This is a genomic window from Pseudomonas fragi, assembly GCF_002269505.1.
GTDB lineage: Bacteria > Pseudomonadota > Gammaproteobacteria > Pseudomonadales > Pseudomonadaceae > Aquipseudomonas > Aquipseudomonas fragi_D.
In genome coordinates, this window is record NZ_NQKQ01000028.1 from 52,389 (window position 1) to 67,596 (window position 15,208).

Sequence of the window (15,208 nt, forward strand, 5' to 3'; positions counted from 1 at the left end):
CTCCACTGTTGTCTTGCGACGCTATTGTCTTGCAAGAAAAGCAAAATGGCAGGAACGAATTCCCGCCAAATTTAGGGGTACAAGAGTCTAAAGAGGATCTTGCCCCCAGTCAAGGCAAGGCCCCGACCTTCCTACCCATCAAACCCAGACAAAATGTCTCGATTCGATGAACGGAACTGCCGGGGCCCACCCTTCATCTACCGCAGAACTCAGTTACCGCTCGAGTTCAGCGCTTCGGTCAGTGCAGCTTCCACTTCACTGGCGCTTACGCGCAACGGCTTGTCAGCCTCACGGCGGCGCTTGCGCTCGCTGTGGTATGCCAAACCGGTACCTGCCGGGATCAGACGACCCACGACAACGTTTTCTTTCAGGCCGCGCAGATAATCGCGCTTGCCGGTTACCGCTGCTTCGGTCAGTACGCGGGTGGTCTCTTGGAAAGAGGCCGCGGAGATGAACGATTCAGTCGACAACGACGCCTTGGTGATACCCAGCAGAACGCGAGTGAACTTGGATACGAATTTATCTTCGCCACCCAAACGTTCGTTCTCGGTCAACACCTGGGTCAACTCCATCTGGTCGCCCTTGATGAAGGTGGAATCACCAGACTCGGCAATCTCAACTTTACGCAACATCTGACGCAAAATGGTCTCGATGTGCTTATCGTTGATTTTTACGCCTTGCAGACGGTAAACGTCCTGGATCTCGTTAACGATGTACTTGGCCAGCGCACTCACACCCAGCAGACGCAGGATGTCGTGTGGATCGCTTGGACCGTCGGAGATAACTTCACCGCGGTTCACTTGCTCGCCTTCGAAGACGTTCAGGTGACGCCACTTTGGAATCAGCTCTTCGTACGGATCAGTACCGTCGTTCGGAGTGATAACCAGACGGCGCTTGCCTTTGGTTTCTTTACCGAACGCGATGGTGCCGCTGACTTCAGCCAAAATCGAGGCTTCTTTCGGACGACGGGCTTCGAACAAGTCAGCAACCCGTGGCAGACCACCGGTGATGTCTCGAGTTTTCGAAGTCTCTTGCGGAATACGAGCGATAACGTCACCGATCGCGATTTCCGCACCATCCGCTACACCGACCAGGGCGTTGGCTGGCAGGAAGTACTGAGCCGGTACGTCGGTACCTGGCAACAGCAGATCCTTGCCGTCCACACCTACCATCTTCACGGCTGGACGGATGTCCTTGCCGGCAGCTGGACGGTCTTTGGCGTCAAGTACTTCAATGTTGGTCATACCGGTCAATTCGTCAGTCTGACGCTTGATCGTGATGCCTTCTTCCATGCCCACGTAGGTCACGGTACCTTTCATTTCGGTAACGATTGGGTGAGTGTGAGGATCCCACTTGGCTACGATCGAGCCAGCGTCAACCTTGTCACCTTCTTTAACCGAAATCACGGCGCCGTACGGCAGCTTGTAGCGCTCACGCTCACGACCGAAGTCATCAGCGATGGCCAGCTCACCGGAACGGGATACAGCTACCAGGCAGCCATCCACTCGTTCAACGTGCTTCAGGTTGTGCAGACGGACTGTACCGCCATTCTTCACCTGAACGCTGTCAGCAGCGGAGGTCCGGCTTGCCGCACCACCGATGTGGAACGTACGCATGGTCAGCTGTGTACCCGGCTCACCGATCGACTGTGCAGCGATTACGCCGACAGCTTCACCGATGTTCACCTGGTGACCACGAGCCAGATCACGGCCGTAGCACTTGGCGCAGATACCGAAACGGGTTTCGCAGCTGATTGGCGAGCGTACGATCACTTCGTCGATGCTGTTCAGCTCGATGAATTCAACCCACTTCTCGTCAACCAGAGTGCCGGCAGGAACGATAACTTCCTCGGTGCCCGGCTTGAATACGTCACGGGCGATAACTCGACCCAGTACGCGCTCACCCAATGGCTCAACTACGTCGCCGCCTTCGATGTGCGGAGTCATCAGCAGACCGTGTTCGGTGCCGCAGTCGACTTCAGTCACAACCAGATCTTGCGCCACGTCTACCAGACGACGAGTCAGATAACCAGAGTTAGCTGTCTTCAAGGCGGTATCCGCCAGACCCTTACGAGCACCGTGAGTCGAGATGAAGTACTGAAGTACGCTCAAACCTTCACGGAAGTTCGCAGTAATCGGCGTTTCGATGATGGAACCGTCCGGCTTGGCCATCAGACCACGCATACCGGCCAGCTGACGGATCTGCGCAGCAGAACCCCGTGCGCCGGAGTCGGCCATCATGTACATCGAGTTGAACGATTCTTGCTCGACTTCGTTGCCGTGGCGGTCGATTACCTTCTCTTTCGAGAGGTTGGACATCATCGCCTTGGAAACTTCATCGTTAGCTTTCGACCAAAGGTCGATTACTTTGTTGTACTTCTCGCCCTGGGTTACCAGGCCGGAGGCGTACTGACTTTCGATCTCTTTCACTTCATCGGTTGCAGACGCGATGATGCGGGCTTTTTCATCCGGGATAACGAAGTCGTTAACACCGATGGAAACGCCGGAAATGGTCGAGTAAGCAAAACCTGTGTACATCAGCTGGTCAGCGAAGATCACGGTCTCTTTCAAACCAACCACGCGGTAGCACTGGTTGATCAGCTTGGAGATCGCTTTTTTCTTCATCGGCAAGTTGACGACGTCGTACGACAGACCTTTTGGCACAACCTGGAACAACAGCGCACGGCCGACGGTGGTGTCGACGATACGGGTGTTGCTCACGCTGCCGCCATCACGGTCGTTGACGGTTTCGCTGATGCGAACCTTGACCTTGGCATGCAGTGCGGCTTCGCCAGCACGGAATACACGGTCAACTTCTTGCAAGTCAGCGAATACACGACCTTCGCCTTTGGCGTTGATCGCTTCACGAGTCATGTAGTACAGACCCAGTACAACGTCCTGCGACGGTACGATGATTGGCTCACCGTTGGCTGGCGACAGAATGTTGTTGGTCGACATCATCAACGCACGCGCTTCCAACTGGGCTTCCAGTGTCAGCGGTACGTGCACGGCCATTTGGTCGCCGTCGAAGTCGGCGTTGTACGCAGCACAGACCAGAGGGTGCAGCTGGATAGCCTTACCTTCGATCAGTACCGGTTCAAACGCCTGGATACCCAGACGGTGAAGGGTCGGTGCACGGTTGAGAAGCACCGGGTGTTCGCGGATAACTTCAGCGAGAACGTCCCAAACTTCCGGCAGCTCGCGCTCAACCATCTTCTTGGCAGCTTTGATGGTGGTAGCGAGACCACGCATTTCCAGCTTGCCGAAAATGAACGGTTTGAACAGCTCGAGAGCCATCTTCTTCGGCAGACCGCACTGGTGCAGACGCAAGGTCGGACCTACGGTAATTACCGAACGACCCGAGTAGTCAACACGCTTACCGAGCAAGTTCTGACGGAAACGACCCTGCTTACCCTTGATCATGTCAGCCAGGGATTTCAGAGGACGCTTGTTAGAACCGGTGATAGCGCGACCACGACGGCCGTTGTCGAGCAAGGCATCGACAGCTTCCTGCAACATACGCTTTTCGTTGCGCACGATGATGTCCGGAGCGGACAGATCAAGCAGGCGCTTCAAGCGGTTGTTACGGTTGATCACTCGACGGTACAGGTCGTTGAGGTCGGAAGTCGCGAAACGACCGCCATCCAACGGTACCAGAGGACGCAGATCTGGCGGCAGAACCGGCAGAACGGTCAGCACCATCCACTCAGGAAGGTTGCCGGAGCCCAGGAAGGCTTCCATCAACTTCAGGCGCTTGGACAGTTTTTTGATCTTGGTTTCGGAGTTGGTTTGCGGAATTTCTTCGCGCAGACGGCCAATCTCGTGTTCCAGATCGATAGCGTGAAGCAGTTCACGGACAGCTTCAGCACCCATGCGGGCATCAAAGTCGTCGCCGAACTCTTCCAGCGCTTCGAAGTACTGCTCATCGTTCAGCAGCTGACCTTTTTCCAGAGTGGTCATACCCGGATCGATAACGACATAGCTCTCGAAGTAGAGAACGCGTTCGATATCACGCAGGGTCATGTCCATCAGCAAACCGATACGGGACGGCAGCGATTTCAGGAACCAGATGTGAGCAACCGGCGATGCCAGTTCGATGTGAGCCATACGCTCGCGACGGACCTTGGCCAGTGCGACTTCAACGCCACACTTCTCACAGATCACACCGCGGTGCTTCAAGCGCTTGTACTTACCGCACAGGCACTCGTAATCCTTAACCGGGCCAAAGATTTTGGCGCAGAACAGGCCGTCACGCTCAGGCTTGAACGTACGGTAGTTGATGGTTTCCGGTTTTTTAACTTCACCGAACGACCACGAACGGATCATCTCAGGCGATGCCAATCCAATACGGATGGCGTCGAACTCTTCGACTTGACCCTGGTTTTTCAGCAAATTCAGTAGGTCTTTCAAGGCCTTTCCTCCTGGCGGAGCAGAGAGCGGGCCATACAGCCCCGCTCTCGATTCGCGTCACGTGTTATTCGGTTTCCAGATCGATATCGATGCCGAGGGAACGAATTTCTTTGATCAACACGTTGAAGGACTCGGGCATGCCCGGCTCCATACGGTGATCGCCGTCCACGATGTTTTTGTACATCTTGGTACGACCGTTCACATCGTCCGACTTCACTGTGAGCATTTCTTGCAGAGTGTATGCCGCGCCGTAGGCTTCCAGCGCCCAGACCTCCATCTCCCCGAAACGCTGACCACCGAACTGCGCCTTACCACCCAGCGGCTGCTGGGTAACCAGGCTGTAAGAACCGGTAGAACGAGCGTGCATCTTGTCGTCTACCAAGTGGTTCAGCTTCAGCATGTACATGTAGCCAACGGTAACCGGACGCTCGAACTTGTTGCCGGTACGACCGTCGGTCAGCTCCATCTGGCCACTGTCTGGCAGGTCTGCCAAACGAAGCATTGCCTTGATTTCGCTTTCCTTGGCACCGTCGAACACCGGAGTTGCCATTGGCACACCGCCGCGAAGGTTCTTCGCCAGATCCAGGATTTCCTGATCGGAGAAGTCATCCAGGCTTTCTTGACGACCGCCAATTTCGTTGTAGATCTCATGCAGGAACTTGCGCAGGTCAGCAACCTTGCGTTGTTCTTCAATCATGAGGTTGATCTTCTCGCCCAGACCTTTGGCCGCGAGGCCCAGGTGAGTTTCGAGAATCTGACCAACGTTCATACGCGAAGGTACGCCCAACGGGTTGAGGACCACATCAACCGGGGTGCCATTGGCATCGTACGGCATGTCTTCAACCGGCATGATCACAGAGACCACACCTTTGTTACCGTGACGACCGGCCATCTTGTCACCCGGCTGGATGCGACGGCGGATTGCCAGGTAAACCTTGACGATTTTCAGCACGCCTGGAGCCAGGTCATCGCCCTGCTGCAGTTTGCGCTTCTTGTCTTCGAACTTGTCGTCCAGCAGACGACGGCGATCGATGATGTAGGCCTGAGCTTTTTCAAGCTGCTCGTTCAGAGCATCTTCAGCCATGCGCAGTTTGAACCACTGACCATGCTCAAGACCGTCCAGGATTTCATTGGTGATTTCCTGACCTTTCTTCAGACCGGCACCACCTTCGGCAATGCGGCCAACCAGAGCAGAGCGCAGACGTTCGAAGGTAGCGCCTTCAACGATACGGAACTCTTCGTTCAGATCCTTGCGGATCTCGTCCAGCTGGGTCTTCTCGATCGACAGCGCACGAGCATCACGCTCAACGCCGTCACGGGTGAAGACCTGCACGTCGATAACAGTACCTTTGGTACCGGTAGGTACACGCAGGGAAGTGTCTTTAACGTCGCTGGCTTTTTCACCGAAGATTGCACGCAACAGCTTCTCTTCCGGAGTCAGCTGAGTCTCGCCTTTCGGAGTGACCTTACCTACCAGAATGTCGCCAGCGCCAACTTCAGCACCTACGTAAACGATACCGGCCTCGTCCAGTTTGTTCAGTGCAGCTTCACCCACGTTCGGGATGTCTGCAGTGATCTCTTCAGGCCCAAGCTTGGTGTCACGAGCCACACAGGTCAGTTCCTGGATGTGGATCGTGGTAAAGCGATCTTCTTGAACAACTCGTTCCGACAAGCAGATGGAGTCTTCGAAGTTGTAACCGTTCCAGGCCATGAACGCGATGCGCATGTTCTGACCCAACGCCAGCTCACCCATATCGGTGGACGGGCCGTCAGCCATGATGTCGCTGCGCTGTACACGGTCACCCTTGCGGACCAGCGGACGCTGGTTGATACAAGTGTTCTGGTTGGAACGGGTGTATTTGGTCAGGTTGTAGATGTCGACACCGGCTTCGCCAGTTTCAACTTCATCATCAGCAACTCGAACCACGATACGGCTGGCATCAACAGAGTCGATCACGCCGCCACGACGAGCCACGACGCAAACGCCGGAGTCACGGGCTACGTTACGCTCCATGCCGGTACCTACCAGCGGCTTGTCAGCGCGCAGGGTCGGTACAGCTTGACGCTGCATGTTGGAACCCATCAACGCACGGTTGGCGTCATCGTGTTCCAGGAACGGGATCAGCGACGCTGCAACCGAAACAACCTGCTTCGGCGAAACGTCCATCAAGGTGACGTCTTCCGGCGCCTTAACGGTGAATTCATTCAAGTGACGAACAGCTACCAGCTCGTCGATCAGCACTTTCTTGTCGTTCATCGTGGCCGAAGCCTGGGCGATCACGTGATCAGCTTCTTCGATGGCGGACAGGAAAACGATCTCGTCGGTCACCAGTGCGTCTTTCACCACACGGTACGGGCTCTCAAGGAAGCCGTACTGGTTGGTGCGCGCATAGGCAGCCAGGGAGTTGATCAGACCAATGTTCGGACCTTCCGGCGTCTCAATCGGGCAAACACGGCCGTAGTGAGTCGGGTGTACGTCACGAACTTCAAAGCCTGCACGCTCACGCGTCAGACCGCCCGGGCCCAGTGCAGAAACACGGCGCTTGTGGGTGATCTCGGACAGCGGGTTGTTCTGGTCCATGAACTGGGACAGCTGGCTCGAACCGAAGAACTCTTTCACCGCCGCAGCCACTGGCTTGGCGTTGATCAGGTCTTGCGGCATCAGGCCTTCGCTTTCAGCCATCGACAGACGCTCTTTGACCGCACGCTCAACACGTACCAGGCCAACGCGGAACTGGTTTTCAGCCATTTCGCCTACACAGCGAACACGACGGTTACCCAGGTGGTCGATGTCATCGACGATGCCTTTACCGTTACGGATGTCGACCAGGGTCTTCAGCACGGCAACGATGTCTTCTTTGCACAACACGCCCGAACCTTCGATCTCGGTACGACCGATACGACGGTTGAACTTCATCCGGCCGACCGCAGACAGGTCATAGCGCTCAGGGCTGAAGAACAGGTTGTTGAACAGAGTCTCGGCAGCGTCTTTGGTTGGCGGCTCGCCTGGACGCATCATGCGATAGATTTCGACCAGCGCTTCCAATTGGTTGCTGGTGGAGTCGATCTTCAGTGTGTCGGAGACGAACGGACCGCAGTCGATATCGTTGGTGTACAACGTCTCGATGCGAACAACCTGGCCCTTGGCAATTTTCGCCAGGATTTCAGTGGTCAGCTCGGTGTTGCACTCAGCAATGATTTCGCCGGTTGCCGGATGCACGATAGCCTTGGCCGTTGTGCGACCCAGGACATAGTCCAGAGGCATAACGAGCTCTTTGATACCGGCTTTTTCCAGCTGGTTGATATGACGAGCAGTGATACGACGACCCTGCTCAACAATCACCTTGCCTTTGTCATCGGTAATATCGATGGCCGCGATTTCACCGCGCAGACGCTGTGGTACCAGCTCCAGGCTGATGCTCTCACCCTGAACGTGGAACACGTTGGTGGTGTAGAACGCGTCCAGCACTTGCTCAGTGGTATAACCCAACGCACGCAGCAATACCGATGCAGGCAGCTTGCGACGACGGTCAATACGCACGAACACGCAGTCTTTCGGGTCGAACTCGAAGTCCAACCACGAACCACGGTAAGGAATGATACGCGCGGAATAAAGCAGCTTACCGGAGCTGTGCGTCTTGCCGCGGTCGTGGTCAAAGAACACGCCTGGGGAACGGTGCAGCTGGGAAACAATTACACGCTCGGTACCGTTGATTACGAAGGTACCGTTTTCAGTCATCAGGGGGATTTCACCCATGTAGACTTCTTGCTCTTTGATGTCCTTGATCGCTTTGTTCGACGATTCTTTGTCGAAAATGATCAAACGAACTTTTACCCGCAAAGGTACGGCGTACGTTACGCCACGCAACACGCATTCTTTGACATCAAATGCCGGCTCGCCCAAACGATAACCGACGTACTCCAGCGCAGCATTGCCGGAGTAGCTGATGATCGGGAAAACGGATTTGAAGGCCGCATGCAGGCCCACGTCGCGGAACTGATCTTTAGTCGCTCCCGCCTGCAAGAATTCACGATACGAATCCAGCTGGATTGCCAGAAGGTACGGCACATCCATGACGTCCGGCAACTTGCTAAAGTCCTTGCGGATACGTTTTTTCTCAGTATATGAGTAAGCCATCAGCGTTCCCCAGCTTGGTCACCTGCTTGTTTGGCCCCTCCCGACGGGAGCAGCCAGAAAATCGTGCAAACCCCTTGGTTTGCTCCACCGCACAGGGTGGTTACAGCACGTTAAAGGCACCAACCTAGTCGGCTGCCAATAACGGAAAAAGGCCGGTGGCAAGAGCCACCAGCCATCAGCCTCAGCTTAACGCTTGGGCTGGAGACGCAAGGTCGATGCTTACTTCAGCTCGACTTTAGCGCCTGCTTCTTCCAAGGCTGCCTTGGCTTTGTCAGCTGCGTCTTTCGCAACAGCTTCCAGAACAACGCTAGGAGCGCTGTCTACAACTGCCTTGGCTTCTTTCAGGCCCAGACCAGTCAGCTCACGAACAGCCTTGATCACGTTAACTTTCTTCTCGCCAGCTTCCAGCAGCATAACGTTGAATTCAGTTTGCTCTTCAACAACAGCAGCGGCAGCAGCAGGACCAGCAGAAGCAGCAGCAGCGGAAACGCCGAACTTCTCTTCCATTGCTTTGATCAGTTCAACGATTTCCAGAACGGATTTTTCGCCGATTGCTTCGATGATTTGGTCGTTAGTCAGAGACATGACTATAAATTCCTGTATTGGGGTGACAGCCTACGCGGCCATCGAAATAAACAATAAACGCTGAAAGGAGTAGCCGAGCCTTAGGCTGCAGCAGCTTCTTTCTGGTCGCGAAGTGCCGCCAGAGTACGAGCCAATTTGCTGGTAGCGCCTTGAATCACGCTCATCAGCTGAGAAATTGCTTCGTCACGGGTCGGCAGACTTGCCAGTACGTCGATCTGATTAGCTGCGAGGAACTTGCCCTCGAACGCAGCTGCCTTGATCTCGAACTTATCCTGACCTTTTGCGAACTCTTTGAAGATACGAGCAGCAGCGCCCGGATGTTCTTGCGAGAAAGCAATCAAGGTCGGGCCAGTGAACACGTCGTTGAGAACACTGTATTCAGTGTCAGCAACAGCGCGCTTGAGCAGGGTGTTACGTACAACACGTACGTAAACGCCAGCTTCACGAGCCTCTTTACGGAGTCCGGTCATAGCGCCTACTGTCACACCGCGGGCATCAGCCACAACAGCGGACAGGGCAACTTTGGCAGCCTCGTTGACTTCAGCGACGATGGCCTTCTTGTCTTCGAGTTTAATTGCCACGGGTTTAACTCCTGCTTGTTACCGTTTCATCTGGCCGAGGCCTGATGTCGTTTTGGTGTCTGATTCGGTAAGGAACCGGGAGCACCATCTGCGTAGGCTTGAGGTTTAAGGCTTGCGCCGCCTACGGTCTTGGATAGCCCCCGCCAGGCAGGGACCCCAATCTTTCAATTGGCGCATTTGACTGCGCCAATTTTGTCTTACGCGTCCAGGGAACCTTGGTCGATGACCAGGCCCGGGCCCATAGTGGTGCTCAGGGTTACGCGCTTAACATAAATACCTTTCGAGGAAGCTGGCTTGATACGCTTCAGATCAGCGATCAGGGCTTCAACGTTTTCCTTCAGCTGAACGGCGTCGAAGCCGATCTTGCCAACGGAAGTGTGGATGATACCGTTTTTGTCGGTGCGATAACGAACCTGACCAGCCTTCGCGTTCTTAACTGCGGTAGCTACGTCTGGAGTTACAGTACCAACCTTAGGGTTAGGCATCAGACCACGTGGGCCCAGGATCTGACCCAACTGACCAACAACACGCATTGCGTCCGGGGAAGCAATAACTACGTCGTAGTTCAGGTCGCCGCCTTTCATTTCGGCAGCCAGGTCGTCCATACCAACGCGATCAGCGCCGGCAGCCAGAGCAGCTTCAGCAGCTGGACCCTGAGTGAACACAGCTACACGTACAGTCTTGCCAGTGCCGTGTGGCAGCACAGTAGCGCTACGAACAACCTGGTCAGATTTACGTGGGTCTACGCCCAGGTTAACGGCGATGTCAAACGACTCGCTGAATTTTACAGTCGACAGCTCAGCCAGCAAAGCAGCAGCGTCTACAAAGTTGTAAGACTTGCCAGCTTCGATTTTACCGGCGATTGCCTTTTGACGCTTGGTCAGCTTAGCCATTACACACCCTCCACGTTAAGGCCCATGCTACGAGCAGAACCGGCGATAGTACGCACGGCTGCTTCCATATCAGCTGCAGTCAGATCCGCGTTTTTGGTTTTCGCGATTTCTTCCAGCTGTGCACGAGTTACAGTGCCAACCTTAACGGTGTTTGGACGAGCGGAACCGCTAGTCAGACCGGCAGCCTTCTTCAGCAGAACCGAAGCAGGGGTCGACTTGGTTTCGAACGTGAAGCTACGGTCGCTGTATACAGTGATGATCACTGGAGTCGGCAGGCCTGGCTCAATACCCTGAGTACGGGCGTTGAAAGCTTTGCAGAATTCCATGATGTTCACGCCGTGCTGACCCAGAGCCGGGCCAACAGGTGGGCTTGGGTTGGCCTGAGCGGCCTTCACTTGCAGCTTGATGTAAGCGGTAATCTTCTTAGCCATGAGGCACTCCAATTACGGGTTCAATCGCCTAAAGAGGCTCCCCGGTTACTTGCGCGTTTATCCCAGTGACGACAAAACCCCACAGCCTAAGCCATGGGGTTGGGATTCGTGTCTAACTAGACCTTTTCGACCTGGCTAAACTCTAGCTCTACCGGAGTAGAGCGACCGAAAATGAGCACTGCCACTTGAATGCGGCTCTTTTCGTAGTTAACTTCTTCGACCGTGCCATTGAAATCGGCAAACGGACCGTCGGTAACACGGACAACTTCGCCCGGCTCGAACAGTGTTTTCGGCTTGGGCTTGTCGCTGCCATCAGCTACGCGACGCAGAATTGCTTCTGCCTCTTTATCGGTGATCGGTGCCGGTTTATCGGCAGTACCACCAATGAAGCCCATGACCCGCGGAGTGTCCTTGACCAAGTGCCAAGTCCCTTCGCTCATGTCCATCTGAACCAGCACATAACCAGGGAAGAACTTGCGCTCGCTTTTGCGTTTCTGGCCATTACGCATTTCAACCACTTCTTCAGTGGGAACCAGAATTTCGCCGAAGCCTTCTTCCATGCCTGCCAGCTTAATACGCTCTATCAGAGAGCGCATAACATGCTTTTCGTAACCCGAATAAGCATGCACTACGTACCAACGCTTAGCCACGGGACACCCTTAGCCAACAATCAAGGAAACGAGCCAGCCGAGCAGGGAATCTAAACCCCACAACAGCAACGCCATAACAAGAACAACAGCCACCACGATCAACGTGGTCTGCGTAGTTTCTTGGCGAGTTGGCCATACGACTTTACGAATCTCAGTACGAGCTTCCTTTACCAGGACAGCGAACGACTTGCCTTTTGCCGTCTGCAAGCCCACATAGGCAGCAACAGCAGCAATCACAAGAAGTGCAATGACGCGATACAGGATCGGCGAACCAGAATAATACTGATTCCCAACAACGCCAACCACCACAAGAGCAACCACTACAAGCCACTTGAGGAGATCGAAGCGAGAGCCTTGAACTTCAGCCTTGGGAGTCATCTAAGAGGATCCTGTGAAAAGAAAGCCAGACGCAATGAGGCGAATCTGGCAGGTCAGGAGGGAATCGAACCCCCAACCTACGGTTTTGGAGACCGTCGCTCTGCCAATTGAGCTACTGACCTAAAACATTATCGAGCCGCCGATTATGCCGACCCGAGAGAGACTTTTCAACCATCAATGCAATTACTTTTGCCGACAACCCAAAAACAGATCAATCAACACTGCAAGAAGCTGTATGCAAGCAACCCACGACAGCAATCACGAACCGGAGCAGCAGCACCAACATCGGAGCCACCAGCAAACACCCCAGACAAGCTATTAAGCCTGTTAAAACAAAGGCAGATATTTTCATATCTGCCTTGTTATATGGAGCTCTTGAGCGGATTTGAACCGCTGACCTCACCCTTACCAAGGGTGTGCTCTACCAACTGAGCTACAAGAGCGAAACACATTGCAAAACAGCAACACTGGAGCGGGTGGCGGGAATCGAACCCGCATCATTAGCTTGGAAGGCTAAGGTTCTACCACTAAACTACACCCGCAAATCTTGCTGTTCTAGCTTAAATATGGTGGAGGGGGAAGGATTCGAACCTTCGAAGTCGTAGACGTCAGATTTACAGTCTGATCCCTTTGGCCGCTCGGGAACCCCTCCTGAGCTGGTTAGAATTCTACATCATTCCAACCTTATGTCAACCACTTTCTTCAATTAAATCAGGAAGTTAGCAACTTGACTCGCTTCACACCTAGTAGCCTGTTTGGCGTTCACTGTGGAGCGGGCGCCATTCTATGCAAACTATCGGATACCTGCAAGCCCTCGCAGCGCATTTTTTTGTATTTTAAGCCATTGAATTCATTAACAAGGTTCTGCAAAACCATTTCACTCGCCGCAGCAGTGCCTTGCGGGCTGATCCTGAGGGCGTAGCCCGGTATTTCAGACTGCTCACCTTCAACTTGTACAGACGGCATATCCATATCAGACAGCCTGCGCTGCAAGCTGTGCAGCAGTTCTTCAGTAGGCATGTTACCTAGAAACATGCATTCCCCACTCTGCGCCTGGTCAACGGCCGCAGCGGCACCCACACCTGCAGGCTGCGCCTCGCTAAGCAGGCGTATACCTTGGTGACTGCCCTTGTACAAAGACAAGGAAACAACTTCTTTGGCCCTCAACGGCGCCTCTTGCTGATGCCATATGTAATAAAAGACATTCAGAACAACCAGCAGCAGAAACAGCCAACGCATAGAAACCTCAAGGAAGGGGACAAACTACCGCCAAACCGACAAATACCAGGTCTTGCACCAAGCGCGCGTCTGGAACCATATCCCTTACCAGGCTTGCGTCACCCCCTGTAAGAAAAACCTCAAAGTCCTCCCCCCAGTACTCACGCGCCAATTCCAGCTGGGTCAATACAAAACCCCGCATCATCAACAAGCACCCACGCTCAACAGCTTCAACTGTCGTACGCCCAGGCGTACGCTGGAGCAACGCCTGCTCGGCAGAGAGGTCGTCATACCTGATACGCCGCGTATGGGTTCGTAGCTGATCGCGCATCAAGGGCATCCCCGGGCAAATAAACCCACCCAGATGCTGACCGTCAGCAGCAACGAAGTCCGCCGTTACCGCCGTACCGAAATCCAGCACCAGGCACGCACTCTTCGCCAATTCAAAAGCGCCCACCACTGCGAGCCAGCGATCGAGCCCCAAACGGGCGAACTCCTCATAGCCATTACTGACACCTGCAGCAGTCCTTGCGGGCTGCGCGCACTGCGCAGCAACACCAAAGGTCGTCACAATGGAGGCTACCAGGCTCGATGTCTCATCATCACTGCGCACACTCACCAGACGGCAGTGGGTTATGTTTAACCCCGGAATGGCCAACACCGCGGCCAGCAACGCAGCGTCAGAGTCGACCACCCCCCCGCCTACAGCCACTCCAGCATCAAGGGCGCGCCACTTTATAAAACTGTTACCACAGTCCATCTCAAGAATCATGGCGTAACCTCAAGCTAAGCTCACCGCCGCTATAGACTTTTACTTCACCATTGACACTCATGCGCAGCGCACCCTGCTGATCAATACCCATGACAGTGCCATTCACCTGGTGCACTCCAGCTATCAGAGATACTTCACGACCCTGCCACAAATGATTTTGCTCCCACTCCGCCTGTATCGCCGAGAAACCCTCGGCAGCATGGCGCTTGAGATACACAAGCAGGCTATCGTTGAGCCTGGAGATCAGTGTATTGCGGTTTACCAAGCGACCTGACTCGAGAAATACCGAGGTCCAGGCCTGATCGACCTCGCTGGCCAAGCGCATATTGACGTTGATGCCTATACCCAGAACGACATGACACACATCAGCCGGGTCCCCGACTAACTCAAGCAAGATGCCGGCAATTTTCTTGTTGCCCACAAGCACGTCATTTGGCCATTTGAGGCCAGCGTCGGATAGACCAACAGCCCGAAGCGCGCTCAATACTGCCAGGCCCACCACAAGGCTAAGTCCCTCAAGCTGGCGCATCCCCCCATCCATGCGGAGGACCAGGCTGTAGTAGATATTTTCGGCGAAAGGACTTACCCATTTACGCCCTCTGCGACCACGCCCAGCAGTTTGCCGCTCAGCCGTGACGACAAACGGCGCCGCAGCACCGCTGTCAATCGCGCGCAAGGCCTCGGCATTGGTGGAGTCTAATGAATGATGAATCAAGACAGGCCATGGACTGGAATCCAACTGCTCCTGCTCAAGAAGCTCTAGCGGTGCAGCCAACTGATAGCCACGACCACGAACTTTATGAATCGACAGGTTCAGATCCGATTCCAAATGCTGTAGCTGCTTCCACACTGCACTGCGACTAACGCCAAGTGCAGCGCCAAGCGCTTGCCCTGAATGGAATCGACCATCTTTGAGGAGTTTCAACAACGTCAGCATGCAAGTATCGCCTCACAATGAGGCACGCATAATAGCCATGAGCGGAGCCATTGCATAGAAACCCCGAGTCACCACAAGCCAGAACGCGCACTCAATGACGTTAACAAATAAGGGCGATCGCCCAAACAATTTCTGCCCACAAAAACAAACCCCCTGTCTGCGTTAGCAGACAGGGGGTTTGGAATTTAATCTTGACGATGACCTACTCTCACATGG

At 54.4% G+C, this 15,208-nt stretch carries 11 protein-coding genes and 4 tRNA genes; all 15 read right to left on the reverse strand.

Features of this window, described 5'->3' with window-relative positions:
* Positions 1-209 precede the first annotated feature (209 nt).
* Positions 210-4,409, reverse strand: coding sequence for a DNA-directed RNA polymerase subunit beta' (gene rpoC / locus CJU81_RS20085; protein ID WP_095037965.1), 4,200 nt, complete (start codon positions 4,407-4,409; stop codon positions 210-212).
* A gap of 64 nt (positions 4,410-4,473) precedes the next feature.
* Positions 4,474-8,547 carry a DNA-directed RNA polymerase subunit beta gene (gene rpoB / locus CJU81_RS20090; protein WP_095037966.1) on the reverse strand — a complete coding sequence of 1,358 codons (4,074 nt, stop codon included), beginning with the start codon at positions 8,545-8,547 and terminating at the stop codon, positions 4,474-4,476.
* A 219-nt stretch (positions 8,548-8,766) separates the two neighbouring features.
* Entirely contained in the window at positions 8,767-9,132 is a 366-nt protein-coding gene (rplL, locus tag CJU81_RS20095) for a 50S ribosomal protein L7/L12 (protein WP_095037967.1), read from the reverse strand.
* Between the two features lie 80 nt (positions 9,133-9,212).
* The gene (rplJ, locus tag CJU81_RS20100) at positions 9,213-9,713 is read right to left on the reverse strand and encodes a 50S ribosomal protein L10 (RefSeq protein ID WP_016779168.1); all 501 of its coding nucleotides are present in this window, start codon (positions 9,711-9,713) and stop codon (positions 9,213-9,215) included.
* A gap of 197 nt (positions 9,714-9,910) precedes the next feature.
* The gene (gene rplA, locus CJU81_RS20105; RefSeq protein ID WP_016779167.1) at positions 9,911-10,606 is read right to left on the reverse strand and encodes a 50S ribosomal protein L1; all 696 of its coding nucleotides are present in this window, start codon (positions 10,604-10,606) and stop codon (positions 9,911-9,913) included.
* Positions 10,606-11,037 carry a 50S ribosomal protein L11 gene (gene rplK / locus CJU81_RS20110; RefSeq protein WP_008008888.1) on the reverse strand — a complete coding sequence of 144 codons (432 nt, stop codon included), beginning with the start codon at positions 11,035-11,037 and terminating at the stop codon, positions 10,606-10,608. Before rplK ends, rplA begins: the two co-directional genes overlap by 1 nt.
* 116 nt (positions 11,038-11,153) lie before the next feature.
* Complete coding sequence (gene nusG / locus CJU81_RS20115; protein ID WP_003444397.1) at positions 11,154-11,687, reverse strand: transcription termination/antitermination protein NusG; 534 nt, start codon at positions 11,685-11,687, stop codon at positions 11,154-11,156.
* 9 nt (positions 11,688-11,696) lie between these two features.
* The gene (secE, locus tag CJU81_RS20120) at positions 11,697-12,065 is read right to left on the reverse strand and encodes a preprotein translocase subunit SecE (protein WP_016779165.1); all 369 of its coding nucleotides are present in this window, start codon (positions 12,063-12,065) and stop codon (positions 11,697-11,699) included.
* A gap of 46 nt (positions 12,066-12,111) precedes the next feature.
* Positions 12,112-12,187 (reverse strand) — tRNA-Trp (locus CJU81_RS20125).
* A gap of 245 nt (positions 12,188-12,432) precedes the next feature.
* Positions 12,433-12,508: transfer RNA gene (locus CJU81_RS20130), tRNA-Thr, on the reverse strand.
* A 25-nt stretch (positions 12,509-12,533) separates the two neighbouring features.
* A tRNA-Gly gene (locus tag CJU81_RS20135) sits at positions 12,534-12,607 on the reverse strand.
* A gap of 25 nt (positions 12,608-12,632) precedes the next feature.
* Positions 12,633-12,717 (reverse strand) — tRNA-Tyr (locus tag CJU81_RS20140).
* A 110-nt stretch (positions 12,718-12,827) separates the two neighbouring features.
* The gene (locus CJU81_RS20145; RefSeq protein WP_095037968.1) at positions 12,828-13,304 is read right to left on the reverse strand and encodes a hypothetical protein; all 477 of its coding nucleotides are present in this window, start codon (positions 13,302-13,304) and stop codon (positions 12,828-12,830) included.
* A gap of 7 nt (positions 13,305-13,311) precedes the next feature.
* Positions 13,312-14,055, reverse strand: a complete 744-nt coding sequence (locus CJU81_RS20150; RefSeq protein WP_095037969.1) for a pantothenate kinase — start codon at positions 14,053-14,055, stop codon at positions 13,312-13,314.
* Positions 14,045-14,992: a bifunctional biotin--[acetyl-CoA-carboxylase] ligase/biotin operon repressor BirA gene (gene birA / locus CJU81_RS20155; protein WP_095037970.1), complete on the reverse strand. Its 948-nt coding sequence runs from the start codon at positions 14,990-14,992 to the stop codon at positions 14,045-14,047. Before birA ends, CJU81_RS20150 begins: the two co-directional genes overlap by 11 nt.
* Positions 14,993-15,208 lie beyond the last annotated feature (216 nt).